Source organism: Pedobacter africanus, assembly GCF_040548825.1.
GTDB classification, from domain to species: Bacteria; Bacteroidota; Bacteroidia; order Sphingobacteriales; family Sphingobacteriaceae; genus Pedobacter; species Pedobacter africanus_A.
In genome coordinates this window covers 16,190-42,738 of sequence record NZ_JBEPSL010000007.1, presented here as the reverse complement: position 1 = coordinate 42,738, position 26,549 = coordinate 16,190, and the positions used below count along the sequence as shown (strand labels likewise).

Genomic DNA, 26,549 nt, shown 5'->3' with positions numbered 1-26,549 from the left:
GCCGGTGTTCTATTGAGCACCGGCTTTTAACTATTAATTTGTTTTAATCGATAATTTCCGAATCTACCAATACAATTTTACTCCTGATTGTTCCCGTGGGAGGAGTTCCTATTTTCAATCCAGCAACGTCTTCGATAAAAATAGTCACATATCCTGGTTCATATGCAAAATTATAAGACAATCCGGCGACTACATTGGGTAAGCCATCATATACCCGTTTCTGTGAGTCAAAAGATAGCGACACAATTACTCCCCCAGCTTGATTAAAATCCTCATTGTTTTCAGGAACCTTAATGGTTGTGGAATAAGTGTAACCACCATCTGATGTTTTCCAACCACTAGCTGGAATATCGTATATGATTGTTCTGGGAAGGATATTCTGAACAATAGTGTCCTTCTTGCACGATACCAGCCCCAGCGTGGCCGTACATAAGAGTAAAAATATTAGCTTTTTCATGTGTTTGTGTGTTTTTGTTTTACAGAGCAATTTTATTGCCACAAAATACCACCTGTTGTTTTTGTTTGTTCTGTATTGAAAATGTTATCCAGAATATTGTTGTAAAACGCTAAACAATGGAGTACAATATCTGGCAGAAAATTTGCTGTAAGCCAGAACGAAAAAACAAAAATCAAGTTAACGCTACATGGTAGATCTGGAATACTTACACTCCCTTTACAACAATCACGATCATGACGCCTGCCTGGAAGCAGTAAACCTGTTCCTGCTGATAAATGATAAAAATATAGAAGCATTGCTGCTCAAAGCCAAATGTGAATATCAGGTGGCCTTTAATGAAGGCCTGGATGAAGAAGGTGAGGAGCAGGACAATATGCTGGAACCGGCTTACAACAGCTTTAAAACAGTGCTTGAACTGGAGCCCTCAAATGAAGAGGCCATGTTGTACCTGGCCTATATCAATACCTTCCTTACCCGGGCAAACCTGGCTGAATCTATCGCCTATTGCGATGTGCTTTCGAAATCTGCCGATCTCTCTACCAGAATTAAGGCCATTAGCTACCGTATGGAAGCCTGCAGCATAACAGGCGCAATTGCCCAGGCCCTGGAAGATGCAGATAGCCTGATTGGCCTTACCCGCGATTTTTATAAAGACAACCGGACTGCCCTTGAATACGAGCTGGGCCAGATCTATATGAAAAAGGCCGACCTGTATCTGGAACATCAGCAAGACGGAAAAAAGGCAATGACGGCTTTTACAGAGGCTCTGAACTACCTGCACCCCGATCCTCTTACTTACAATACCATAGCCAGGCTGGCTTTTGACCATCAGGAATACGAACTGGGCGGAAAGGCTGCCACAATGGCTTTACTGGAAAACAATGCCGATTCCGATAGCGCACTGATGGCTTTGCAGAAAAGATTGGAAGAACTGAGCAGCAAAGGTATTGAAAACAGGCCGCTGGCCGAGGCCAGGTTTGTGGCGTTCCGGATATTTGCCCCGGAGCTGGATTTTGATACGGTGGAAATGCTGAATTTTGCGCAGCAATATATAAAACTGTATCCCGATTGGTACATTCCTTACCATTATGCTGGCGCCGCACTATACGATGCTGAAAGTTATGCCGAAGCTTTACCTTACCTGGAGAAAAGCCTGCAGCTTGGCGGCCGGGCATTTGGCCTGCAGCGTTATTTTGAATCCGTATACCGGGTAAAAGGCAACCTGCCGGAACCGGAAAAATGGCCTGACGATGCGGCCGCTGATTATTACAATGCCGGCGTAAATTTTGCTGAATTTGAAGCGGAAGTTTATACCCCTGAAATTGGCGGTGAACTGTTAAAAATCAGAATGGAATTCTACAAAAAAGCCTATGATGGCTTCTACGATTTGTTTTACAACAATAAAGAAAGAAAAGGCCCTTACGATACCGATCCGCATATTTTTGCCATGTGCTGCAACAATTACGGAATTGCGCTGAGCGCACAGGGGCAGTTGGAACAGGCGGTAGAGGTGCATAGACTGGGCTACTCCTTATCGCCCTTTTGGGAACAGCTGAGTAGCTGGGGAACCGCACTCAAAAGGCTGGGAAGGTACGAAGAAGCCCTGGATGTCTTGAATACCGCGGTAGCTTACGGTGGAGACTACCTTAGTTTCAGCAGTTACATTGAGCTGAAAGGAGAGATTCTGGAGGTGCTCTTTAAACTGGACAGAGTAGAAGAAACCAAAGCGCTGTTGAGCACTACCGATCAGGAGTACCATACTTTTATCAAAGAAAACAGAAATGAGCTTTCTGAAGAAGAACTTTTTATCCTGAATGAAAGGTACATCACCGTTCAGAACATCAGGCTTGACCTGCTAAAGGAAGGAAGCCTGGAAGAAGCCAATAAGGCCTGGCAGGAGCAGCTGGATAAACACCCCGACGACAATTCGTCCTGGTTTATGCTGATGCAGAACTTTTACCAGATGAAAGATTACCGGCAGTGCATTGCCTGTGCAGACAACTACCAGTCAATAAAGGGCAAGGCCATGCAGCTGGATTCTATACAAAAGGTACATTTTATGCGGGGTATGTCTTACCTGTACCTTGAAAATTATGATAAGGCAAAAGAAAATCTGACCATCCTGCTGCAGTCCTGCAAACTGGGCACTGAAGCGGAAGACAGCATCATCAGTGATGCCAACCTGCGGTTGGCCCAGTGCTGTGCTAAGCAGGGGCTATGGCAGGAGTGTATGGCCTTTGCCTGGGATGCCATTGATTGTTACAACAAAAATGGATGGAGCTGGGATGATGCACGGGTGCAAATGACGCTCTATTATGCCGATGGCTGCCATGCCACCGGAGAAACCAAGGTAGCCATTGCAACCCTGAATACCATTCTGGAGGCATACCCGCGTAACCAGGATGCTTTGGCAAGAAAAAAGGAGTGGAAACCCAAAGGTCTTTTCTCCTTTTTTAAATGAGGTGTATTAAACCAGGTATTCGAATAGGGTCTGGGCGTTGTTCAGCTCAATGATGTCGAACTTAAATTCTTTCATCCGCTGTACCAATGCCTCGTAATCGGCCTTGTTGGCCAGCTCTATTCCAACCAGTGCCGGGCCATTTTCTTTATTGGTTTTTTTGATGAACTCAAAGCGGGTGATGTCGTCATGCGGCCCCAGTACACTGTTTACAAATAGCTTTAGCGCGCCTGGCCTTTGCGGGAAACGGACAATGAAGTAATGTTTCAAGCCTTCATACAGTAAGGATTTTTCCTTGATTTCCTGCATGCGTTCAATGTCATTGTTGCCCCCGCTGATGACACAGACCACGGTTTTGCCTTTTATGATATCTGCACAGGCTTCCAGTGCGGTAACCGATAAGGCGCCTGCAGGCTCAACCACAATGGCATCTTCATTGTAGAGCTTTAAAATGGTAGTGCACACCTGTCCTTCGGCTACAGACAGCATCTGGTCAAGCGCCTTTGCACATAGCGCATAAGTCAGCTCGCCTACACGCTTAACCGCGGCTCCGTCTACAAACCGATTGATCTCTGCTAAGGTTACCGGCTTACCCTGCTCAAGTGCCTGCAGCATAGATGGGGCGCCTTCTGGCTCCACACCAATCAGCTGGACCTCTGGTTTTTTATCTTTCAGGTACGTGCCAGCGCCAGCAGCAAGACCGCCACCGCCAACCGGCATAATTACGACGTCGGTACCCGGCAGGTCTTCCAGGATTTCTACACCAACGGTTCCCTGGCCTTCAATGATGCTGTAATTGTCGAAAGGAGGGATGAAGGTCATGCTGTGCTTTTCGGTATAAGCCAAAGCTTCGGCAAGGCAGTCGTCAAAAGTATCGCCCACCAATATAAGCTCCACATTGCCATTACCAAACATTTCCGTTTGTTTTACCTTTTGCCGGGGTGTAATTTCAGGCATAAAGATTACGCCTTTTATATTCAGCTTATCGCAGGAAAAAGCTACGCCCTGGGCATGGTTGCCTGCACTGGCACATACAATGCCCCTGCTCAGTTCATCAGCACTCAACTGACTGATCATGTTATAGGCGCCGCGCAGTTTATAGGAACGTACCACCTGCAGGTCTTCACGTTTCAGGTAAATTTCGGCCTGGTATTTTTCGGATAATTTGGCATTGTAGATGAGCGGGGTACGCTTTACAATACCGGTAAGCCGCCTTGAGGCAGCTTCGGAATCCAGTTGAATTAAGTCAGTCATTTTTATGAAAATAGAACCGTCACCTGTTAAACAGATGACGGTCTGGTTAGTTTGCCGTTATGGACGGCAATGCATTAAATATTGGCTGCCAGCCAGTCGCCAACTTCGCTGGTTTTGTAAGCCTTGTTTTTTCCAGCCAGGTCTTCAGTTACAATCCCCTCGGCAAGTGATTTGTTTACTACAGACCTGATCAGCTCTGCTTCTTCCTTTAATCCGAAAGCATCTTCAAACATCATAGCGGCCGACAATACAGTAGCCAATGGATTGGCGATGTCTTTTCCTGCTGCTTGTGGGTAAGAGCCGTGGATTGGTTCGAACAGGGAAGTATGTACACCTATTGAAGCAGATGGCATCAGGCCCATAGAACCCGAAATTACGGAAGCCTCATCGGTTAAAATATCGCCAAACAGGTTCTCGGTGATCAGTACATCGTATGCACTTGGCCATTGCACCAGGCGCATGGCCACTGCATCTACAAACTCATAGCTAACTTCAACCTCAGGATAATCTTTTTCCATATCCTGTACCGTTTCCCTCCACAGGCGGGATGACTCCAGCACATTTGCTTTATCTACACAGCATAATTTTTTGCTGCGGCCCATGGCCATTTCAAAACCCAGTTTAGCCAGACGCTGAATTTCTGCCCTGGTATAGGTACAGGTATCGAAAGCCGTATTGCCATCGTCTTTTCTACCTCTTTCACCAAAGTAAATACCACCTGTCAATTCACGCAGAATGATCAGGTCGGTACCTTCAATACGCTCTCTTTTTAATGGCGAATTGTCGATCAGTGAAGGGAAGGTAAAGGTTGGACGCACATTGGCAAACAGACCAAGTTTCTGGCGCATTTTCAGCAGGCCCTGCTCCGGACGAACGGTAGCTTTAGGGTCATTGTCGAAGCGTGGGTGTCCAATGGCACCAAAAAGTACCGCATCAGCTGCCATACAAATCTCGTGCGTGGCATCAGGATAAGGCTCGCCTACGGCGTCAATTGCTGCAGCACCGGTAATGCCTGATGTCCATACAATTTCGTGGTTAAATTTCTTTGCTACTGCGTTCGATACTTTAACGGCCTGGTCTATAACCTCCGGACCGATTCCATCTCCTGCCAGCAAGGCAATATTTAGCTTCATTTGTCTTAGATTTTGTTTTATTTTTAAATAATGTTCAGCATTTTTTGTGTGGCCTTTATGGCACAAACGGTCTGGTCAGAATCCAGTCCCCTGGTGATGAATATCTTCTGTTCTGTTTCCCAGGTAATCACGGTTTCGCATAAGGCATCCGAGTTACTTCCCGGTGCAATACGCACGGTATAATCAATCAGCTTTGGCAAGTCTCTCCTTTTCTTGGCGTATACCTTGGTCAGTGCATTCATAAACGCATCAAACTGTCCGTCACCCTGTGCATGCTCTTCAAATTTCTCACCTTCAATCAGCACCGAAATGGTAGCTGAAGGCCGTAAGCCCATGGCATTGGTTAGCGCGTAAGATTGTACAGTAACCTTTTCTTCGTACAGGCTGCTGTCCAGCACATCAGAAATGATGTAGGGCAGGTCTTCCTTGGTTACAGTTTCCTTTTTATCGCCAAGTTCAATTACGCGCTGGGTAACTTTTTTAAGGTCGGCATCGTTTAATTTTAAGCCCAGTTCCTGCAGGTTTTTCTCAATGTTGGCCTTTCCTGAGGTTTTTCCCAGGGCGTATTTCCGTTTTCTGCCAAACCGTTCCGGCAGCAGGTCGTTAAAATACAGGTTGTTTTTATTGTCACCATCTGCATGAATGCCGGCAGTTTGAGTAAACACACTATCGCCCACAATCGGCTTATTGGCTGGTATCCTTACACCTGAAAAAGTTTCAACCAGCTTGCTTACCTTGTAAATAGACGATTCTTTGATCTGTACGTCTACTTCGGGCACAAAGTCTTTAATGACCGCAACAGCGCTGGCCATTGCTGCATTTCCTGCCCTTTCGCCCATGCCATTTACCGTAAGGTGCAAACCGTTGATGCCTGCCTTTACCGCTTCCAGTACATTTGCCGTGCCCAGATCGTAATCGTTATGGGCATGGAAATCAAAATGGATGCCCGGATATTTAGCCAGCAACGCAGTGATAAACCTTGTGGTTTCAGCAGGGGTAAGGATACCCAGGGTGTCGGGCAGTAAGATCCTTTTTACAGGCTGGGTAGTCAGGAAGTCGAGATACTGATACACATAATCCGGAGAATTGCGCATACCATTGCTCCAGTCTTCCAGGTAAACGTTGGTTTCAATGCCATTTTTACCTGCCAGTTCAATCACCTGTTTGATTTCGGCAAAATGCTGCTCAGGTGTTTTTTTCAACTGATGGGTTAAATGGTTTAACGAACCTTTGGTCAGCAGGTTTTGAACTTTAACCCCTGCATTGATCATCCAGTCTATAGAAACGCCATTGTCTACAAAAGACAAAACCTCTATACGATCGGCATAGCCATGTGCCTCTGCCCAGTTCATTACGGCCTTTACAGCCTGGAACTCGCCATCAGACACCCGCGCAGAGGCAATTTCAACCCGGTCTACCAGGAGTTCTTCCAGGAGCAGCTGGGTGATGGTTAATTTTTCTGATATGGAAAACGACACTCCCGACGTTTGTTCGCCATCGCGGAGTGTAGTGTCCATAATCTCTATTTTCCTTTTTTCCATGTATAGGAGCAGGTTTTTTTAAAGTGGAAGATGCTTGGCAAATTCTTCTATTTCAGGTTTGATGCTTTGCAGATAGTCGATATCGTCAAAGCCGTTCATCATGTTATCTTTTTTATAGGGGCTGATGTCGAAACGTTCTTTTTCACCAGTGGCCAAAAGGGTAACGGTTTGTTCCGGCAGGTTCACTTCCAGTTCTGTTTTTGGATCGGCATGAATGGCCGTAAAAATCTTGTCAGCAAACTCCGGACTAACCTGTACCGGCAATACGCCAATATTCAGGCAGTTGTTTTTAAAGATATCTGCAAAAAAACTGGAAATCACACAACGGAAACCGTAATCGTAAACTGCCCAGGCCGCATGCTCTCTTGATGAGCCTGAGCCAAAGTTTTTACCGCCAACCAATATTTTGCCACTATAAACAGGGTTGTTCAGTACAAAATCCTGTTTAGGGGTGTTGTCTACATTGTACCTCCAGTCGCGGAACAGATTATCGCCAAATCCAACACGTTCTGTTGCTTTCAGGAAACGTGCAGGGATCAGCTGGTCGGTGTCTATATTTTCAATCGGAAGCGGCACTGCCGTACTTCTCAATACATTAAATTTATCGTAAGCCATTTTAATATTTTTTTGTGTTATACAGCCTGTGCTGTTTCTTCAACGTTCTCAATCAAGGTTCTCGGATCAGTTACCACACCGGTAACGGCAGCAGCAGCAGCAACAAGCGGACTGGCCAGCATGGTTCTTGAACCAGGGCCCTGGCGGCCTTCAAAATTCCTGTTGGAAGTACTTACTGCATATTTGCCTGCAGGGATCTTATCGTCGTTCATGGCTAAGCAAGCCGAGCAGCCGGGCTGACGTAAGGTAAAACCAGCTTCGGTTAAAATGTCCAGCAGTCCTTCTTCTTTGATCTGCGATTCCACAATGTGCGAACCAGGTACCAGCCAAACGGTTACATCATCGGCCTTGTGCCTGCCTTTTACAATAGAGGTAAAGGCCCTGAAGTCTTCAATACGACCATTGGTACAACTGCCCACAAAAACAAAATCCACTTTTTTGCCAATCATAGCATCGCCTTCATGGAAGCCCATGTAGTTCAATGATTTGTTATAGGTCTCTACGCCTCCTTCTACCTGGGCAGCGTCTGGGATTTCCTGAGAAATGCCCATTCCCATGCCGGGGTTGGTACCGTAGGTGATCATAGGCTCTATTTTAGCGCCATCAAAAGTCAGCTCCTTATCAAATACAGCATCCGGATCGGTTTTTAAAGTTTTGTAATACGCCAGGGCTTTGTCCCATGCTTCGCCTTTAGGGCTAAACTCACGGCCTTTTACATAGTTGATGGTGGTTTCGTCAGGAGCAATCATACCGCCTCGGGCACCCATTTCAATACTTAAATTACAAACGGTCATCCGGCCTTCCATGCTCATGTTCTCAAAAACCTCACCTGCATATTCAACAAAATAGCCTGTTGCACCCGAGGTGGTAAGCTGGGAAATGATAAACAAAGCCACATCCTTAGGGGTAACACCAACGCTTAGTTTACCATTTACATTGATGCGCATTTTTTTAGGCTTAGGCTGCATGATGCACTGCGTAGAAAGCACCATCTCTACTTCCGAAGTACCGATACCAAAAGCAATGGCACCAAAAGCCCCGTGTGTAGAAGTATGCGAGTCACCGCAAACAATGGTAGCACCTGGTTGTGTAATGCCGTACTCCGGACCTACAACGTGTACAATACCGTTTTTCTGATGGCCCAGACCCCAGTGGCTGATGCCGTATTCTTTGGAGTTCGATTCCAGTGCTTTTAACTGGTTGGCAGAAAGCGGATCTGCAACCGGCAGGTGCTGGTTAATGGTTGGGGTATTGTGATCGGCAGTAGCAAAAGTACGCTCCGGGTACAACACTTTTATGCCCCTGTTCTTTAAACCTAAAAAGGCAACAGGACTGGTAACTTCGTGAATAAGGTGACGGTCTATAAAAAGCACATCGGGGCCACCTTCTATCTTACGTACTACGTGTGTGTCCCACACCTTATCAAATAATGTCTTGCTCATTTCTTTATTTATTATCAATTCGTTTATAAAAGATGACCCTTACGCCAATTGCTGCTTGTTCATCATCAGCAATAAGTCCTGGTCGTTAATATCTAATTTACTGTCTGCCACAGTAAGAAAGCGGTGATAAGCATCTGCCAGTTCCTCTTTGCTCAGGCTAAAGCCCAGGCGCTCCAGGTGAAACTTTAAAGCGTGTCTGCCGCTACGTGCGGTAAGTACAATGCTGGCATCAGGGAAACCTACATCTTCCGGACGTATGATTTCATAGTTTTCCCGGTTTTTAAGGAAACCATCCTGGTGGATACCAGAACTGTGGGCAAACGCATTGCTGCCTACAATAGCTTTGTTGGGCTGTACCGGCATCCGCATCTGTGAGCTTACCATGCGGCTCAATTCATAAAAGTTCTTAGTGTTGATATTGGTATGCAGGCCTAAGGTCTGGTGTGTTTTCAGGATCATGACGACTTCCTCGATGGATGTATTTCCTGCACGCTCACCAATACCGTTAATGGTACCTTCTATCTGGCGGGCACCGTTTTGCAGACCGGCAATAGAGTTTGCAGTGGCCAATCCCAGGTCATTATGACAATGCACAGAAATAATGGCCTGATCGATATTTTTTACGTTTTCTTTCAGGAATTTGATTTTGCTGCCATATTGGTCCGGAAGGCAGTAGCCATTGGTATCTGGAATGTTTACCACGGTAGCACCTGCACCAATAACGGCTTCAACCATTTGCGCCAGGAAGTTTACATCGGCACGGCCGGCATCTTCGGCATAAAACTCAATGTCTTCTACAAACTGTTTTGCATATTTCACAGCTTCAACTGCGCGGGCAAGGATCTCTTCTCGGGTGCTGTTGAACTTGTGTTTGATGTGCATGTCAGACGAACCAATACCTGTATGGATCCTTGGGCGTTTGGCATATTTCAATGCAGCAACGGCAGCATCAATATCGCCCTTGTTGGCACGGGTAAGTGCACAAATGATCGGCTCAGATACCGCTTTTGAAAGCTCTACCACACTTTGGAAGTCGCCCGGGCTCGAAATAGGGAAGCCGGCTTCAATGATATCCACACCAAGGGCTTCAAGCTCTTTGGCAATCTCAATTTTTTCTGGGGTTGTCAGCTGGCAACCTGGTACTTGTTCACCATCACGAAGGGTGGTGTCAAACACATAAACTCTATTCGGATCGTGTAACATAATGTTGTAATTTTAGTTAGTATAGGTTTTTTGTGCAATAGTTTTGACGGATTTTACCTCGCCGTTCTCTAATAATATTCTTTTCTCAATACATTCTGGTACCTGGGCTTCAAAATGGCCAACATAGATCAATGTCGTCCCATTCTTGCACAGGTCATCTACCAGCCTGTTAAAATGCCTGGTCTGCTGCTGGTCTAAGCCCTGGCAGGGTTCATCCAGTATCAACAGTTCCGGGTTTTTTACAATCGTACGGGCCAATAAGGCCAGTCGCTGTTTACCCAGAGGAAGCTCGTTCATCAGGGCGTCTTTATATTCTTCAAGTCCGAAATAATGGATCAACTCATCTGCCTGTGCTTTCTTGGTATAGCCCGGATCGCAGAACAAACCAGAACTGTTGTAAAAGCCAGAGACGATGCTTTGCCATACCGTTGCCGAGGGATCAAAATACCAGTGCAGCTCAGGCGATATCAGGCCAATACGTTCTTTAATTTCCCAGATACTCTCGCCGCTGCCCCTCTTATTTCCAAACAGATGAAAATCATTGGTGTAGGCCTGTGGGTGATCGCCGCAGATTAAACTCAGCAAAGTAGATTTTCCCGAACCGTTATGGCCATGCAACACCCACTTTTCGCCAGCCTTAACTTCCCAGTTGATATTCTTCAATACCTGTTTGTCGCCATAACTGATATTGACATCTACCATTTTTACAACCTGTTCTGATGAAAAAGGAACGGGAACATCATTCAGAAAGGCCGGAACGGGTTTCATCAAATGCTCGGGCTCATTATGGTCACGCTGATCAGCAGAAATTTCGACCAGCTTACCTGCCTCAATTACCGCTGCACGGTCTATGCATACAGGAAGTTCGGGCTCATTGCTGATCAGGATCAGCTGTGTGCCGGATTCGGTAATTTCTTCAAGCAGGGTATTGAGGTTTTGACGCGAAAGCGTATCCAGACCATTGTAGGGGAGGTCCAGTATCAGCAGCTGGGGTTTAAGCCATAGCGCTTTAACCAGCTGCAGTTTTTTATGTTCCCCGCTAGACAACTGGATCAGTGTAGCGTTTTTAAGTCCGGAAAAACCAAGGGCAGCTAAAATGCCTTCAGCTTCATCAAACTGAAGATCATGTTTTTTGCCAAAGCTTTCCAGCTCCGCCTGTACAGTAGCCGTAGTTTCTACAGCCTGTTTGTTGTAGCGTTGCTGATAGTAGAAATTGGACTGGCCCTCCAGGTCCTTGAACTGGAACCAGTTGGCCACATAATAAACCATTGCCGGTAAACTGCTTTCGGGGTCAAAGCTGAGGGCTATATTCCCGTAGCTGTGCGTAAGACCGGCAATGGCCTTAGCTAATGATGTTTTTCCTGTTCCGCTTGCTCCGCAAAGCAACCAGTTCTCCCCGCGGTTTATGGTCCAGCACAAATCCTCCAGTACCGGTTTATGCCGGTACTTTAAATTCAGGTTTGTGATATGGACGACGGGTTGTATCATAATAAATTAAGCTGTTTTGATAGATTTCATGGCAGTCATAGCTTTTCTAAGCTTTGCACCGATGATCTCTACTTCATGTGTACGTAAAGCTTCGTTTACTGCATTCAGTGTTCTGTTGTCAACACCACCATCTTTACCCTCATTAAAGTTTTTACCTACTAAATCGGTATCTACTTTTTTCATAAAATCTGCCAGTAAAGGTTTACAAGCCTGGTCAAACAGGTAACAGCCATATTCTGCAGTATCAGAGATCACACGGTTCATTTCGAAAAGTTTCTTACGTGCAATGGTATTTGCAATCAGCGGGGTTTCGTGCAGTGACTCATAGTAAGCAGATTCTGGTTTGATACCTGCCTGAACCATAGTTTCGAAAGCGAGCTCAACACCGGCCCTTACAAAAGCTACCATTAAGGTATAGTTATCGAAATATTCCTGCTCAGCAATTTTAACATCACCTGCAGGTGTTTTTTCAAAAGCAGTTTCGCCGGTTTCTGCACGCCATGCCAATAAGTTTTTGTCGCCGTTGGCCCAGTCTTCCATCATTACGCGGCTGAACTCACCGCTCATGATGTCATCCTGGTGTTTCTGGAACAATGGGCGCATGATGTTTTTCAGTTCTTCAGAAATTTCGAAAGCTTTGATTTTTGCCGGATTGCTTAAGCGGTCCATCATACCGGTAACACCGCCATGTTTTAAGGCTTCAGTAATTACTTCCACACCATACTGAACCAGTTTTGAAGCATAACCTGCATCAATACCTTTTTCAATCATTTTGTCGAATGAAAGGATAGAACCTGTTTGCAATAAACCACAAAGGATGGTTTGCTCGCCCATTAAATCCGATTTTACTTCAGCTACGAAAGATGATTTCAATACACCAGCCCTGTGGCCACCTGTACCTACGCAGTAAGCTTTAGCCTGTGCCAGACCTTTTCCTTCAGGATCGTTCTCGGGGTGTACCGCAATCAGCGTAGGTACGCCGAAGCCTCTTACATATTCAGCCCTAACTTCACTTCCAGGGCACTTAGGCGCAACCATAATCACGGTAATGTCTTTACGGATCTGGGTACCTTCTTCAACGATGTTAAAACCGTGCGAGTAAGATAAGGTAGCACCTTGTTTCATCAATGGCATTACTGCAGCTACTACCGAGGTATGTTGTTTGTCAGGCGTTAAGTTAATCACCACATCGGCCGAAGGGATCAGCTCTTCATAGGTGCCTACTTTAAAGTTGTTGTCTGTAGCATTTTTCCATGAATCCCTTTTACCTTCAATGGCTTCTTTGCGCAGGGCATAAGAAACATCCAGGCCGCTATCTCTTAAATTTAAACCCTGGTTAAGGCCCTGGGCACCGCAACCCACAATTACCAGTTTTTTCCCTTTTAGTGCATTTACACCATCCAGAAATTCTGAATTGTCCATGAAATCGCAAACGCCCAATTGGTTTAGTTGTTCTCTAAGAGGTAATGTGTTGAAATAATTTGACATCTTTTTTTGTTTTGATTATTAAGGTTGGTTTTATACTTATTTGTTTGTTATTACTTTTTTAATGGATGAGGCCATGCCATAATGCAGGGCATCGTGTACAACAAAAAATTGTACGGCCTCGGCTTCACTTTTTACGGTTACACCATAGTCGGTGGTAAATGCATGGTAGTCTGTAAACTTACCTTGCTTCAGGTCTTCTTCCAGCTGGTTAATTGTGCTGTGCATGAACCCTTTCAGAATTCCCACTTCTTCAGCACTTACAAAGCTTTCCGGCTTTGTACCTTTTGTATAGGGCAATATGTACCTTTTGTCTATCACCGGCTGAACGTTGGCCAGCCTGTAGCACAAGCCTTGCTGACTGGCAATAATGTGCCCGAAGTTCCAGATGATATTGTTGTTGAAACCCGCAGGAATTTCATTCAGTTCTTCAACTGTCAGACTTTCAACAAGCCTGATGAAATTTTCCCTGGTTTTTCTGGTTACATTTATAAGATATTCCATATGCCTGAATTACATGCTGAATACATTCTTTTCCTTATCCAGGAATTCGTTTTCTATTACATCTTCACCTGGCTCCCTGCGTTCAAATTCTCTCAGCTTGCGGTTAAATCCGTCGCTGTCTTTAATGATAGCCACCCTTGCACTGCGTACAAATTCAATCAATCCGTATGGTTGTAAAACTTCTATCAGCTTATCGGTTTCTTCTCTGTGCCCGGTAGTTTCAAACACGGTATAATCTTTACGGATCACTACGGCACGGGCACCAAATTCGCGGAGTAAACGCTCAACGGAAACTTTCTCGGCAATGGTATCGGTGGGTACTTTGTAAAGGGCCAGTTCCTGCCAGATGATGTCCTCGTTGGTATTGTAATATACTTTAAGTACTTCTACCTGTTTTTCTATCTGGCGGCAAAGCTTACGTACCACTTCTTCAGTTTCGTGGATCAGGATGTTGAACCTGTGGATATGCTCAATCTCTGACGGAGAGGTGTTTAAGCTTTCTATATTTATTTTTCTTCTGGAAAAGATGATGGCGATACGGTTCAGTATACCTATCCTGTTCTCGGTATAGGCGGTAATCGTAAACTCCTGCTTTCCGTTTTCTATTTCGTTGGAATTGCTCATGATCTAATTATTTAAGTCTGATTTCGGCTACACTCATGCCTTGTGGTACCATTGGGAATACGTTGTGTTCTTTTGCTACCATTACTTCCAAAAGGAAAGAGCCTGGATGGTTCAGCATTTCTTCCAGCGCGGAACTCAATTGTTCGCGTTCTGAAATCCGTTTACCGGCGATGTAATAAGAGTCGGCCAGTTTTACAAAATCAGGACTGGTAATGTTTACGAATGAATAACGTTTTTCGTGGAACAGCTGCTGCCACTGGCGTACCATACCCAGGAACCTGTTGTTCAGGATCAGGATCTTTACATTTACATCGCTCTGCATAATGGTACCCAGCTCCTGCAGGGTCATCTGGAAACCACCGTCGCCTATTACAGCAACTACCGTTTTGTCTGGTGTACCAAACTTGGCGCCTATTGCCGCCGGTAAGCCAAAACCCATGGTGCCTAATCCGCCGCTGGTGATGTTGCTCCTGGTATTGTTGAACCTGGCATAGCGACAGGCCACCATCTGGTGCTGGCCTACGTCTGTTACAATAACAGCATCCCCTTTGGTCAGTACATTTAACTGATGGATCACTTCGCCCATGGTCATTTCACCTTCCGAAGGGTTCAGTTCCTTCTGGATCAGGGTATCCTGTTCAATTTTATCAAAAGCTCTGAATTCGGCCAGCCACTCGGTGTGCTGTTTTTCTTCAATTAATGCGGTCAATAACGGTAGTGTTTCTTTACAATCTCCCCAAACCGGAACATCTGCTTTTACGTTCTTATCAATCTCTGCCGGATCTATATCCAGATGAATTACTTTGGCCTGTTTTGCATATTTATCAAGCCTGCCGGTTACACGGTCGTCAAAACGCATTCCTATGGCTATCAAAACATCGCAGGCATTGGTCTGTACGTTAGGGCCATAATTGCCGTGCATACCCAGCATCCCAACATTTAAAGGATGATCGGTAGGAATGGCGCCGGCACCCATAATAGTCCATGCCGAAGGGATACCACTTTTCTCTACAAACGCCTTAAACTCCTGCTCAGCTCCGCCCAATAACACACCCTGTCCGAAAAGTACAAAAGGTTTTTTGGCGCTGTTGATCATCGCTGCGGCCTGTTCTATGTATTCTTTTCTGATTACCGGTTTAGGACGGTAGCTGCGGATGTGTTCGCATGGCGTGTAGCCTTCATAATCGAACATTTGCAGCTGCGCATTTTTGGTAATGTCTATCAGTACCGGGCCTGGCCTGCCGCTGCGGGCAATGTAAAATGCTTTTGCAAGGACAGACGGGATTTCCGAAGCATCAGTAATTTGGTAGTTCCATTTGGTAACCGGGGTGGTGATGTTGATCACATCTGTTTCCTGAAATGCATCGGTACCCAGCAGGTGTGCAAATACCTGTCCGGTAATGCAAACCATAGGTGTGCTGTCTATCTGTGCATCTGCCAGGCCGGTAACCAGGTTGGTGGCACCCGGACCGCTGGTTGCAAACGCAACACCAACTTTGCCTGATGTTCTGGCATAGCCCTGGGCCGCATGGGTTGCACCCTGCTCATGGCGTACCAGTATGTGTTTTAATTTATCGTTGTAATCATATAGGGCGTCATATATCGGCATGATCGCGCCTCCAGGGTAGCCAAAAACGGTGTCTGTACCTTCGGCTATTAATCCTTCCAATAAAGCCACAGAGCCAGAAACATTTGTTGTCTTTTTTGGCGCTGTTAAGGTGTTTGCTTCCTCTTGTGCTGTATCCATTGTTATATATTTAGGTATTGGGGTTTCTAATTTTTATTTATTCGGTATAGGCATCTGTAACACAACCTTCGCTGGCGTTACTCACTTGTTTAATGTATTTATAGAGTACGCCTTTGGTGACGGGCGGTGGAAGCTGTTTCCAGACCGCCCTGCGGGTAGCCAGCTGTTCCTCCGTAAGGTGAACATCAATACTGTTGTTTACTGCATCGATGGTGATGACGTCATCGTCATGTACCAGGGCGATGTTTCCGCCATCCCAGGCTTCCGGTGTAATGTGGCCCACAACGAAGCCGTGTGTTCCGCCAGAGAAACGGCCATCTGTAATCAATGCAACCGATTTGCCTAACCCTGCTCCAATAATTACAGAAGTAGGTTTCAGCATTTCAGGCATACCAGGTGCGCCTTTAGGGCCAACCTGCCTGATGACCACTACGTCACCGCTTTTTACTTTTCCGCTTTGGATACCGGCAATCAGGTTCTGTTCACCGTCAAACACACGGGCCGGACCAGTAAATTTCTCGCCTTCTTTTCCGCTGATCTTGGCTACTGCACCTTTGGTGGCCAGGTTGCCGTACAGCATCTGCAGGTGACCGGTTTCTTTGATCGGCTGTTCAACCGGGAAAATGATCTTTTGTTTATCAAAATCAAGATCCGTTGCATCAGCAACGTTTTCGGCAAGCGTTTTTCCGGTAACGGTCATACAGTCGCCATGTACCAGACCTACTTTTAATAAATATTTCAATACTGCAGGTACACCGCCAATTTCATGCAGGTCTTCCATCAGGTAAGTCCCGCTTGGTTTCAGATCGCCCAGAACAGGGGTGCTATCGCTTACTTTCTGGAAATCATCCAGCGTCAGGTTCAACCCTACAGATTTAGCTACCGCAATCAGGTGCAATACTGCATTTGTAGATCCGCCCAACACCATTACCGTTACAATTGCATTGTGAAATGCTTTTTCGGTCATGATGTCTGAAGGCAATATGTTTTTCTCCAGTAAAACCCGGATGGCTTTACCGGCGGCTATACATTCATTCTTTTTCTCTTCGCTGGTGGCAGGGTAGGAGGAGCTATAAGGCAAGCTCATTCCTAAAGCTTCTATAGCAGAAGCCATGGTGTTGGCGGTATACATACCACCACATGCACCGGCACCCGGGCAAGCATTTTTAATTACGCCCTGAAAATCTTCTTCATCTAAATTTCCGGCAAGTTTCTGGCCTAAAGCTTCAAAAGCAGAAACTATATTTAAAGAATTGCCTTTATATTTTCCAGAGTGGATACTTCCGCCATACACCATAATGGATGGACGGTTTAAACGACCCATTGCCATAACCGAGCCCGGCATATTTTTATCGCAGCCCGGCACAGTGATCAGGGCGTCATAATACTGACCACCGCAAATGGTTTCTATGGAATCGGCAATTACATCCCTGGATACCAGTGAATAACGCATGCCGTCGGTTCCGTTAGACATCCCGTCGCTCACGCCAATCGTGCCAAAAGTAAGGCCCACCATATCATTTTTCCAGACACTTTCTTTAACGATCTGTGCAAGTCCGTTCAGGTGCATATTGCAGGTATTTCCGTCGTATCCCATGCTGGCAATACCAACCTGGGCTTTGTCCATATCTTCTTTGGTTAATCCGATTCCGTAAAGCATGGCCTGTGCTGCAGGTTGTGTAGGATCTTGGGTAAATGTCTTGCTGTATCGGTTAATTTCTGGTGTTTGTGACATATTCTGTTTTGGTGATTAGGCGTTGTGTTTAAATTTATATGCTTTGGTTCTTTATATAATAACTTCGTAATTCTGTTTTTCCAGGACCAGCGATTTATAGGTGCGCTGTATTGTTGCCCCCAGGCTGTCTGTCCACCTGAGCGGGAACTTGTATTCGTCTACCGAAGCGATACCTGCTATTTCAGTAGCAGTACCGCAGAAAAATGCACTGTCGGCATGTTTCAAATCCCTTGCTGTCAGGTGTTTTTCTATAATTTCAATATCCAGTATATGGCATAGTTCTATTACGGTAGCACGGGTAATTCCTGGTAAAATATGGCCTTTAGGTGGGGTGTATAACCGGCCGTTCTTTTCAATAAAGATATTTGCTCCCGGCGCTTCGGCAATGTTCTGGTTCATGTCCAGCAACAAGGCCTCATCAAAACCTTTGCTCTTTGCTTCTGTAGTAGCCAGTATAGAATTTACATAGTTTCCGCTTACTTTGGCTTCCATAGGAGTAGATTTTGGGTTTGGCCGTTCATAGCTGCTGATGCAAACTTTTAACTGTTCGTGGCCAAGGTAAGCTCCCCATTCCCAGGCACAGATCATGATGGATGTTTTGGTACCGGCAACGAGCGACATATTAGGGGCACAGTAAATTAAAGGTCTGATATACGCGTTTTTTAAATTGTTGAGCTCAAGCAGTTTGTAGGTCTGTTTGATCAGGTCATTAATATCCCATGAAAAAGGCATATGGACCAGTTCCGCCGAGCGTTTTAAGCGTTCAAAATGCTGTCTGGCTTTAAATACCCGGGTGCCATTATGCGTATTGTATGCTCTTATTCCTTCAAATACAGCATAGCCATAATGTAATGACTGTCCGTATATATCGGCAGTCGTGTTATTGGCTTTCTGAAACTTTCCGTTTAAGTAAAGCACGGTATTTGAGTTGAAGTATTGCATTTGGTTCCAGGTATGTTTTGTTTTAGATGTTTCATTAAAAAAGCGCCACTTTTGGGGGGCGCTTGCGTATATTTTTTTATTAAATATTCATTTACAGCGCCTTATCCTTCTGAATAATCAGAAGAAGAATTCCGTTAATAATGACGTTAAATAAGGTTGTAACTGAATGGTTCATTTTACTTTTTATCTGTTGTTGCTTTATAAATCCAATTTAGTGCTTGCTATTTAAACTATCAATAGCTGGGTAAAAATAATTGAAAAAAAATATAATTCTTTTGTTTTTTGTTATTTCGTTATTTTATTTGTTATTTATTCTGTTTTTGGTATGTAAATTGGTTGTTGTTATACCAATTATGATTTCGGTATTCGGTATAGTTGTTATGCCTGCATTGTATTTTTTGTCATTTTCTTCCTAAAACCCTGTAAGCGACACAAAAAGTTTAATTTTTTTACCTGTTTGCGTCTGTCATCCAGAGCAAAGCGAGGGATCTTTTTTTGCTCATAAAAAAAGCCCTTTGAAATCTCAAAGGGCTTTTCAATATTGTATGATTAAATATTAAGCAACCCCTTCGGCCAAAACAATAATTTTGTTTTTCAGGACCTCAACGACACCACCTTTAATAATAAAGGTATCTTCGCCGGTTTTGCTTTTAATAATCACCGGGCCATCTTCCAAAGTAGAAATAATAGGAGCATGGTCTTTCAAAATCTGGAAAGAACCCATTGTTCCTGGTACAGTAACTGCTGTTACTTCGCCTTCAAAAACTTTTTTGTCTGGTGTTAATATTTCTAGTGTCATATATATAGTATATACGCTTTAAAATTAAGCGTTGGCTTCAGCTAATAATTTTTTACCTTTTTCAATAGCCTCTTCGATGCTGCCTACAAGGTTAAATGCTGCTTCAGGGTACTCGTCAACTTCACCGTCCATGATCATATTAAATCCTTTGATGGTGTCTTTGATGTCAACCAGTACGCCTTTTAATCCTGTGAACTGCTCAGCTACGTGGAAAGGCTGAGACAAGAAACGCTGAACACGACGCGCGCGTGATACAACCAGTTTATCTTCCTCAGATAACTCGTCCATACCAAGGATGGCGATGATATCCTGAAGTTCTTTATAACGTTGCAAAGTTTCTTTTACGCGTTGAGCTGTATTGTAATGGTCATCACCTAAGATGGCAGGAGAAAGAATACGTGAAGTAGAATCCAATGGATCCACCGCAGGATAGATACCTAACTCAGCAATTTTACGAGACAATACGGTTGTAGCATCAAGGTGGGCAAATGTTGTAGCCGGAGCAGGGTCAGTTAAGTCATCCGCAGGCACATAAACCGCCTGTACAGAAGTGATTGATCCACGTTTTGTTGAAGTAATACGCTCCTGCATTAAACCCATCTCAGTTGCCAGTGTTGGCTGGTAACCTACCGCAGAAGGCATACGGCCTAATAGTGCCGATACCTCAGAACCTGCCTGGGTAAAACGGAAGATGTTGTCAACGAAGAAAAGGATATCTTTTCCAGCGCCTTCGCCATCACCGTCACGGAAATATTCAGCAACTGTTAATCCTGATAGTGCTACACGGGCACGTGCACCAGGAGGCTCGTTCATCTGACCGAATACCAATGTTGCTTTAGAATCTTTTAATTTCTCAGTATCTACAGTTTTTAAATCCCATCCGCCTTTTTCCATGGAGTGAAGGAACTCATCTCCATAGTTGATTACGCCCGATTCGATGAACTCACGTAAAAGGTCATTACCTTCACGTGTACGCTCACCCACACCGGCGAATACAGATAAACCAGCATATGCTTTCGCAATGTTGTTTACCAGTTCCATAATCAATACCGTTTTACCTACACCCGCACCACCAAACAAACCGATTTTACCACCTTTAGCATAAGGCTCCAGTAAGTCGATAACTTTGATACCGGTAAACAATACTTCGGTTTCAGTTGACAGGTCGTCAAACTTAGGAGGAGCATTGTGAATTGGGCGGCCACCGGTTTTATCAACAGCGTTGATACCGTCGATAGCTTCACCAACAACATTGAACAAGCGACCTTTAATCTGATCACCAACCGGCATTTTGATAGGAGCGCCAGTATCCAGTGCTTTCATTCCACGAACTAAACCGTCGGTTGAGTCCATTGCAATTGCACGCACACGGTCTTCACCAAGATGTTGTTGAACTTCTAAAACGATCTTCTGTCCGTTTTCTTTTTCAATCTCTAATGCAGAGAAGATTTGAGGTAAATGAGCATCGTCGGCAAAACTCACGTCAACTACCGGTCCTATAATCTGCGCTATTTTTCCAATGTTAGGCATATATTGTTTTGGGTAAAATTATAAATATCAATTTGTTAAAGGCCCTTTTATGAGCTCACAATTTGGTTTGCAAAGTTAAAATTTTTATACAAGAATTACACACATAAATAAAAAGTTTTTCAACAGTTTTTAAAATGGTATTTTCGCAGAAGGTAAAGCAGCTTGATTTCTTTGGTTTTAGCTCATCAAAACAGCTGTTTATAAATAAATTAGACGCTAATGAAAACAGTACTGGTAACAGGAAGCAACGGCCTTTTAGGGCAGAAAATTACAGAAAGACTGCTGGCTACAAATCAGTTTAACCTGGTAGCAACCTCCAAAGGCCCTAACCGGTACCCATCAAAAGCTGGGTATCAGTATGCCGAAATGGATATACTTGATCCGGATAATGTAAAAGCAGTTGTGGAAAAATATCAGCCCGATGCCATTATCCATACCGCTGCAATGACCAATGTAGATACTTGTGAAACAGCGCAGGAACTGGCATACCAGTTAAATGTAGTTGCTGTTAAAACCCTGGTAGCTTTGTGCGAACTGCACAATATACAATTGGTACATTTGTCTACAGATTTCATTTTTGATGGTGCGCATGGGCCTTATGATGAACTGGCTGCACCAAACCCCTTAAGTTATTATGGCATTACAAAGCTGGAGGCCGAGGAAGTGATCAAAGGCTCTGCCTGCCGCTGGGCAATTCTGCGTACCATTATTGTATATGGTATCGTAAGCGATATGAGCAGAAGCAATATTGTACTCTGGGCAAAAGGCGCCCTTGAAAAAGGAAGCCCTATAAACGTGGTGAACGACCAGTGGCGCATGCCTACCTTGGCCGAAGACCTGGCAGATTGTTGCCTGCTTGCCGTAGAAAAAGATGCCCGTGGTGTTTACAGTGCATCGGGTAAAGATATGATGAGTATTGTTGAGCTGGTTAGAAGGGTTGCCGCTTTCTGGAACCTGGATGAAAGCCTGATCAGCGAGGTTGGCAGCGCTACTTTAAACCAGGTAGCAAAAAGACCGGTGCGGACCGGTTTTATCCTGGATAAAACCATTAAGGACCTGGGCTATCGGCCACGTAGCTTTGAAGAGGGTTTAGCCATAATAGACGAACAATTAAAACAACATTAATCACATAAAGAAAATTCAATATGACATTACAAATCGGCAATCAGGCCCCTGATTTTAAGTTATTCAGTTCTGATCTGAAAGAAGTATCGCTTTCAGATTATAAAGGCAGAAAGTTAGTAGTACACTTTTTTCCAATGGCATTTACTGGAGTTTGTACAGCGCAGTTGTGTACCATGAGAGACAGTTTTGGCTATTATGAAGGAATGAATGCTGATGTGGTGGGTATTTCAGTGGATTCTCCGTTTACACTTGCAAAATTTAAAGAAGAGCAGGCTTACCAGTTTCCCCTGCTTTCAGATTTTAACAAAGAAATATCAAAAGCATATGGTGCATTTTATGAAGATTTCGTCTTTAATTTAAAGGGAGTTTCGAAAAGGGCAGCTTTTGTGATAGACGAGGCAGGAAAAATTATTCATGCAGAAGTATTGGAAGATGCAGGTAACATGCCTGATTTTGATGCAATTAAAAAAGCTATAGAAGCATAAGTATGCTTTTTTTAATGTTCTGGGCAGAATTATTTCAAAAAAAATTGTGAAATTCAATTTCAAGCATTACTTTTGCAGTCCGTTAACGAAACGGAAGAACGTTAAAAATGCACTTGTAGCTCAACTGGATAGAGCATCTCACTACGGATGAGAAGGTTTGGGGTTCGAATCCCTACCAGTGCACGAACCCTCTTTACAGCAAGTAGAGAGGGTTTTTCGTTTTTACTCAATTTGACGCCACCCCTGAGTGAAAAACGATGATTTAAACCTAATTGTATCCCACCATGCTGATCAAATTTTGAGATCTAAAAACCAAACCAACCTTTCTTTTTGATCTGAAGATCTTCCGGTATTTCTAAACCTGTAGCTTTGGCCGCGTCGAGGTGCTGCTGTACTTTTTGTTTGTCCTTAAAGCCTGCCTCATTCTGATAAATCCGGGCAAGTTCTATATGTGCCTGCTGGTACCCAAGATCTAATGAAAGTTTAAAGCTATCTATTGCTTTGATTACATTTTTGCTGGTTCCTAATCCATTTAAATAAAAAATGCCAAGATTGTAGGCGGAGACATCAATACCTTCGTCTGCACCGAGCTGATAATACTTCAATGCCTTTTCGTAGTCACCTTTCAAGTCATAGAGATAGCCTAACCAGTTGTGCTTAGGTTCACCCAGGTCTGCTGCAGTTTGATAGTATTGAAGGGCCTTATCGTGATCGGAGGGGAGTAGCAGCTCTTCGGTGTACAGATCGCCAAGATTGTTATTGGCTATTGCTAGTGAGAATTCAGTTGATTTATTTAACCAGAATAAAGCTTTTTCTACATCCACTGGAGTGCCTACTCCATGTTTATAGCACATGCCCAATCCATTCATTCCGTTTTCATTGCCAGCCATAGCACTTTTATAGTACCAATAAAATGCTTTATCATCATCCAGAAGTCCTTCTATATTATAGTAAATATGAGCAAGGTTATTCATGGAAAGGGCATATCCTTTTTCAGATGCAAGGGTATCGTAGTAAATAGATTTTACATAATCTTTGGCGTTGTAAGCTTCTGTAGCCATGATGCACAGGTCGTAGGCAGAGTTCAGTTCAATTGCTATTTGTTCTTCATTCTTGTTTATCCCTTTTCCATAGGCTAAAAGCCTCTTCCTGGTTTCATACTCAAAGTAATAAGCATAATCCTCGCCGGCATGCTCCAGTGCAACTGATTTAGGGGTAGGGGCGATTGCAGCCTTGCTAACAGAATAAACCTGGTCTGCTTTAAATGCATAAGCAAAACCGTCCTCATTGGGCTTTTGTACCACCAGATCAAACTCAAAATCACTAAAGCTATGGTTTGTTGCATTCGCGATGCTCCACAACTGGTTTCTTTGCAGGGCAAAAACTGTATCATGAAGCCAATGAATTTGCTGGTAGTCATCAAGAGGGATTAGCCAGGATGGTTTATCCGGATTACCATCATAAATTCCTTTTTTGTCTGCCTGCTGGATCAGTGCAATGTCACTTATTTCATCATTAATTGTGGCACGGATATCCAAAATCGTATCGTACTGACAGGGTAAAACATAACACTCCTTTTTTCTGCTGATGGCACCATGTTTCTTATCTTTTCTGATAATCAGCAGGTCGTTGAAATTTGTTTGTCTGTTTATTTTTTCAAATCCGCTATCCAGCAGGGTTCCATCTTTTTTGTATAGTAAACCAGAATGAACACCTTTATGAGGCTTGATGAGTAGTAGGCCATTATCCAGGTTTTCTATGGAATCAACCGGGAATTCACCCAGGTACTTAAAAAATGCATTATAAATCTTCTGGTTTTTCTGTCCGCTGACCTTGGTATAATAGAAACCGTATCCGGCTTCAATTACATCTGCATGTTCAAAACCAATAACAAGCTGTCCCGAGAAGTCAATAACACCCCACAAGGAATCTTTTTTTGCATTGAAATGATCTCCGTTTCCAATGGCTTCTAATTCATCATAAACACATGGAATAATCTGCCCGCCCTTTGTATTGATCAACCCTGATTTTTGTTGCAATGTAGCTATTGCAACACCAGAATATTCGAAATCATAAGCGTCATCCCAAACCAGGGGAATGGCTACTCTTCCAGTGGTATCCGCATATCCGTACTTACCATCTTTGGATACCACGGCCAGGTTTTGTGGCCCAAAGCCATAAAATTCATCAAACTGAGCTTGCAGTAAAATCCGGCCATCTTTATCCTTTAGTCCCCAGAGCTTATTTTCTTCAAATATTTCATAAGGAAGATCTTCTTCAGCACTTACCCAGATACAGGACCAGCCATAATCGTAGCCTTCATAGTTTAACAAATCAGGGAATGCAGTAAAACCGGGGCTGACATCTTTAAGATTTTTATAATTCAGCAGACTAACATCTCCCGTGTCCATAGCCTGCGTAATGATCAGGTTGTTATGTGCAATGTTGGCCAGCCAAAGCCTAGCCTGTTCTGCGTGGGGGGTATCATCCATGTTTAAAACATCCCAGATGTCCAGATGAAAGTAGTTTCCGGTAAGCTTATCCAGGTAATTGAGCAGCTTGTCACGGGCCTCTTTAAACTTTTCCATATCTGTGATCAGACCAGGCTGGTCTTCCAGAAATTTATAAAACCGTTTCAGGTTTTCAATTCCAGGCTCGGAATCATAATATAGTCCCGAATCATTAAATTCCACGTGATTGTTATAATTGTTGCCTGAAACGAAGCCTCCTTCGATTAACAATGGCTGCAGCATTAGTGGCATTTCGTAACCCCATTCCATCATCATCTTATCGGAGTTTTCAGCAACTGATGGGGTATTGATATTGTATAAATAAATACGGTGTGACATTCAGTTTATATTAAATGACTTGCAAATTTGATTGGGATAGGATACTAGCCAATTATAAGAAGAATAGGAAGAGTGTCCTGGTGTATGGTTTGTAGCTTTTCTTTAAATTCCGGGATGGTCATATTTGTTGTTTTACTCTTTTACACGTTTAAAAATCCTTTGTTCCTGCTGGTCATGATTTGAGCTTATCCTATTTCCTTTTTCATCCCAGTGGGCCGGTTTACTTCTTAAGTACAGCTTTCCTTTGATGATCTCCATTTCTAAATGGTCATTTTGATTTCTGACTGCTTGCAGAACCAATAGGTTTCCTTTTAGGGGTACTTTAAATGTTTTCGAGGGAGCAACACCCGTACCAATGTCGGTAAACAGGGCATAGGTTTTCCCTGGTTCAAAATGTATTTTGATAGTGTTGGTGAAATATTTTTCCTTGTATTGCCAGGTTCCTTCAAAGGCTGATCTGATGTTTTCCGGGATTGGGCGTGTTTGTGCAATAGCGACTTTGGCTACCAGCACCATCAAAACTATAACAAGCTGTTTCATTATTATATAGCTAATTTGTCAATAAATGTCTCAAATCCCATTCTTTTTTGTTATGCCCGGCATCTATTCCACCGCCAATGGTATGTATTACATCACGGGCAGAAATATTGTGATGATTTTTAATGTCAAATGAAGCATGATTTGCTAATAGTAAATTAATGATTTTCAATTGTTTTTCTTCACCGCGATAATTCATTACTGCCGTCCATAAAGGTGTGTTTCCATTTATTTCCTGAATATCAATCTGGGCTCCCTTTTTCAACAGGTGTTCAACTATTTTATAATTTTTCATTGCAACAGCTTTATGAAGTGCAGAAAGCTCATTTCCCCGTTTATTTTTTTTGTGATTGATTGCTATTCCACAATTTAACAGGAAGTCAATTAGCTCTTGGGGTTGATATTTGTTATCGTAGCCATAACCTGCGTACGCAATTAGCAGATTGTTTTTATCGTAATTGTCAGTTTTGCAAAAATCAGTACCATTTGCTTTGAAGTTTTCCAAACTCATAATGTCGTTTTCGTATATAAGTTTTATTAGATCAGTAAATTCCATGGTTACACTTTATGTTTGCACTTCTATTAATTAAACCTGT

The 26,549-nt window shown here is 43.7% G+C and carries 22 protein-coding genes and 1 tRNA gene; 4 read left to right on the top strand and 19 right to left on the bottom strand.

Features of this window, described 5'->3' with window-relative positions; genetic code table 11:
• Positions 1 to 43: 43 nt before the first annotated feature.
• A complete protein-coding gene (locus tag ABIE26_RS25680; RefSeq protein WP_310147009.1) occupies positions 44 to 457 on the bottom strand; it encodes a hypothetical protein in 414 nt (137 codons plus the stop codon).
• 187 nt (positions 458 to 644) lie between these two features.
• On the opposite strand from ABIE26_RS25680, the gene ABIE26_RS25675 reads away from it, so the two are divergent.
• On the top strand, positions 645 to 2,918 hold the full coding sequence (locus ABIE26_RS25675; RefSeq protein ID WP_310147011.1) for a tetratricopeptide repeat protein: 2,274 nt from the start codon (positions 645 to 647) through the stop codon (positions 2,916 to 2,918).
• A gap of 6 nt (positions 2,919 to 2,924) precedes the next feature.
• Here ABIE26_RS25675 and ilvA read toward each other — a convergent pair whose 3' ends face one another.
• From ilvA to atpD, 15 genes are all read right to left on the bottom strand, one after another.
• Positions 2,925 to 4,169, bottom strand: a complete 1,245-nt coding sequence (gene ilvA / locus ABIE26_RS25670) for a threonine ammonia-lyase IlvA (RefSeq protein ID WP_310147012.1) — start codon at positions 4,167 to 4,169, stop codon at positions 2,925 to 2,927.
• Between the two features lie 74 nt (positions 4,170 to 4,243).
• Positions 4,244 to 5,302 (bottom strand): 3-isopropylmalate dehydrogenase, encoded by a 1,059-nt coding sequence (gene leuB, locus ABIE26_RS25665; RefSeq protein WP_310147014.1) that lies wholly within the window; start codon positions 5,300 to 5,302, stop codon positions 4,244 to 4,246.
• Positions 5,303 to 5,325: 23 nt separating this feature from the next.
• Positions 5,326 to 6,843, bottom strand: a complete 1,518-nt coding sequence (locus ABIE26_RS25660; RefSeq protein ID WP_310147016.1) for an alpha-isopropylmalate synthase regulatory domain-containing protein — start codon at positions 6,841 to 6,843, stop codon at positions 5,326 to 5,328.
• A gap of 18 nt (positions 6,844 to 6,861) precedes the next feature.
• Positions 6,862 to 7,458 carry a 3-isopropylmalate dehydratase small subunit gene (gene leuD / locus ABIE26_RS25655; protein WP_310147018.1) on the bottom strand — a complete coding sequence of 199 codons (597 nt, stop codon included), beginning with the start codon at positions 7,456 to 7,458 and terminating at the stop codon, positions 6,862 to 6,864.
• A 17-nt stretch (positions 7,459 to 7,475) separates the two neighbouring features.
• Entirely contained in the window at positions 7,476 to 8,900 is a 1,425-nt protein-coding gene (leuC, locus tag ABIE26_RS25650; protein WP_310147020.1) for a 3-isopropylmalate dehydratase large subunit, read from the bottom strand.
• 39 nt (positions 8,901 to 8,939) lie between these two features.
• Positions 8,940 to 10,103: a 2-isopropylmalate synthase gene (locus ABIE26_RS25645; protein WP_310147022.1), complete on the bottom strand. Its 1,164-nt coding sequence runs from the start codon at positions 10,101 to 10,103 to the stop codon at positions 8,940 to 8,942.
• Between the two features lie 12 nt (positions 10,104 to 10,115).
• Entirely contained in the window at positions 10,116 to 11,591 is a 1,476-nt protein-coding gene (locus tag ABIE26_RS25640; protein WP_310147024.1) for an ATP-binding cassette domain-containing protein, read from the bottom strand.
• A 6-nt stretch (positions 11,592 to 11,597) separates the two neighbouring features.
• Positions 11,598 to 13,079 carry a ketol-acid reductoisomerase gene (gene ilvC, locus ABIE26_RS25635; protein WP_310147026.1) on the bottom strand — a complete coding sequence of 494 codons (1,482 nt, stop codon included), beginning with the start codon at positions 13,077 to 13,079 and terminating at the stop codon, positions 11,598 to 11,600.
• Between the two features lie 36 nt (positions 13,080 to 13,115).
• Positions 13,116 to 13,580 (bottom strand): DinB family protein, encoded by a 465-nt coding sequence (locus tag ABIE26_RS25630; RefSeq protein WP_310147028.1) that lies wholly within the window; start codon positions 13,578 to 13,580, stop codon positions 13,116 to 13,118.
• A 9-nt stretch (positions 13,581 to 13,589) separates the two neighbouring features.
• Positions 13,590 to 14,204: an acetolactate synthase small subunit gene (gene ilvN / locus ABIE26_RS25625; RefSeq protein WP_310147030.1), complete on the bottom strand. Its 615-nt coding sequence runs from the start codon at positions 14,202 to 14,204 to the stop codon at positions 13,590 to 13,592.
• A gap of 7 nt (positions 14,205 to 14,211) precedes the next feature.
• Complete coding sequence (ilvB, locus tag ABIE26_RS25620; protein WP_310147032.1) at positions 14,212 to 15,951, bottom strand: biosynthetic-type acetolactate synthase large subunit; 1,740 nt, start codon at positions 15,949 to 15,951, stop codon at positions 14,212 to 14,214.
• Between the two features lie 37 nt (positions 15,952 to 15,988).
• Positions 15,989 to 17,686, bottom strand: a complete 1,698-nt coding sequence (gene ilvD, locus ABIE26_RS25615; protein ID WP_310147034.1) for a dihydroxy-acid dehydratase — start codon at positions 17,684 to 17,686, stop codon at positions 15,989 to 15,991.
• 51 nt (positions 17,687 to 17,737) lie between these two features.
• Positions 17,738 to 18,628 carry a branched-chain amino acid transaminase gene (locus ABIE26_RS25610; protein ID WP_310147035.1) on the bottom strand — a complete coding sequence of 297 codons (891 nt, stop codon included), beginning with the start codon at positions 18,626 to 18,628 and terminating at the stop codon, positions 17,738 to 17,740.
• A 556-nt stretch (positions 18,629 to 19,184) separates the two neighbouring features.
• A complete protein-coding gene (gene atpC, locus ABIE26_RS25605) occupies positions 19,185 to 19,427 on the bottom strand; it encodes an ATP synthase F1 subunit epsilon (RefSeq protein ID WP_015809219.1) in 243 nt (80 codons plus the stop codon).
• Positions 19,428 to 19,451: 24 nt separating this feature from the next.
• Positions 19,452 to 20,957, bottom strand: coding sequence for a F0F1 ATP synthase subunit beta (atpD, locus tag ABIE26_RS25600; RefSeq protein WP_084237316.1), 1,506 nt, complete (start codon positions 20,955 to 20,957; stop codon positions 19,452 to 19,454).
• Between the two features lie 219 nt (positions 20,958 to 21,176).
• Here atpD and ABIE26_RS25595 point away from each other — a divergent pair, with 219 nt between their 5' ends.
• The 3 genes from ABIE26_RS25595 to ABIE26_RS25585 all read left to right on the top strand — a co-directional run bounded on the left by ABIE26_RS25595 (position 21,177) and on the right by ABIE26_RS25585 (position 22,750).
• Positions 21,177 to 22,082 carry an SDR family oxidoreductase gene (locus tag ABIE26_RS25595; protein WP_310147038.1) on the top strand — a complete coding sequence of 302 codons (906 nt, stop codon included), beginning with the start codon at positions 21,177 to 21,179 and terminating at the stop codon, positions 22,080 to 22,082.
• Between the two features lie 20 nt (positions 22,083 to 22,102).
• Positions 22,103 to 22,567: a redoxin domain-containing protein gene (locus tag ABIE26_RS25590; protein ID WP_310147040.1), complete on the top strand. Its 465-nt coding sequence runs from the start codon at positions 22,103 to 22,105 to the stop codon at positions 22,565 to 22,567.
• 109 nt (positions 22,568 to 22,676) lie between these two features.
• Positions 22,677 to 22,750: transfer RNA gene (locus ABIE26_RS25585), tRNA-Arg, on the top strand.
• A 122-nt stretch (positions 22,751 to 22,872) separates the two neighbouring features.
• On the opposite strand, the gene ABIE26_RS25580 is transcribed toward ABIE26_RS25585, so the two are convergent.
• The 3 genes from ABIE26_RS25580 to ABIE26_RS25570 form a co-directional block, all read right to left on the bottom strand.
• Positions 22,873 to 25,416: an SEL1-like repeat protein gene (locus ABIE26_RS25580; protein ID WP_310147042.1), complete on the bottom strand. Its 2,544-nt coding sequence runs from the start codon at positions 25,414 to 25,416 to the stop codon at positions 22,873 to 22,875.
• Positions 25,417 to 25,548: 132 nt separating this feature from the next.
• Positions 25,549 to 25,956 (bottom strand): hypothetical protein, encoded by a 408-nt coding sequence (locus tag ABIE26_RS25575; protein WP_310147044.1) that lies wholly within the window; start codon positions 25,954 to 25,956, stop codon positions 25,549 to 25,551.
• A 10-nt stretch (positions 25,957 to 25,966) separates the two neighbouring features.
• Positions 25,967 to 26,509, bottom strand: coding sequence for an ankyrin repeat domain-containing protein (locus ABIE26_RS25570; protein ID WP_310147046.1), 543 nt, complete (start codon positions 26,507 to 26,509; stop codon positions 25,967 to 25,969).
• Positions 26,510 to 26,549: the final 40 nt, after the last annotated feature.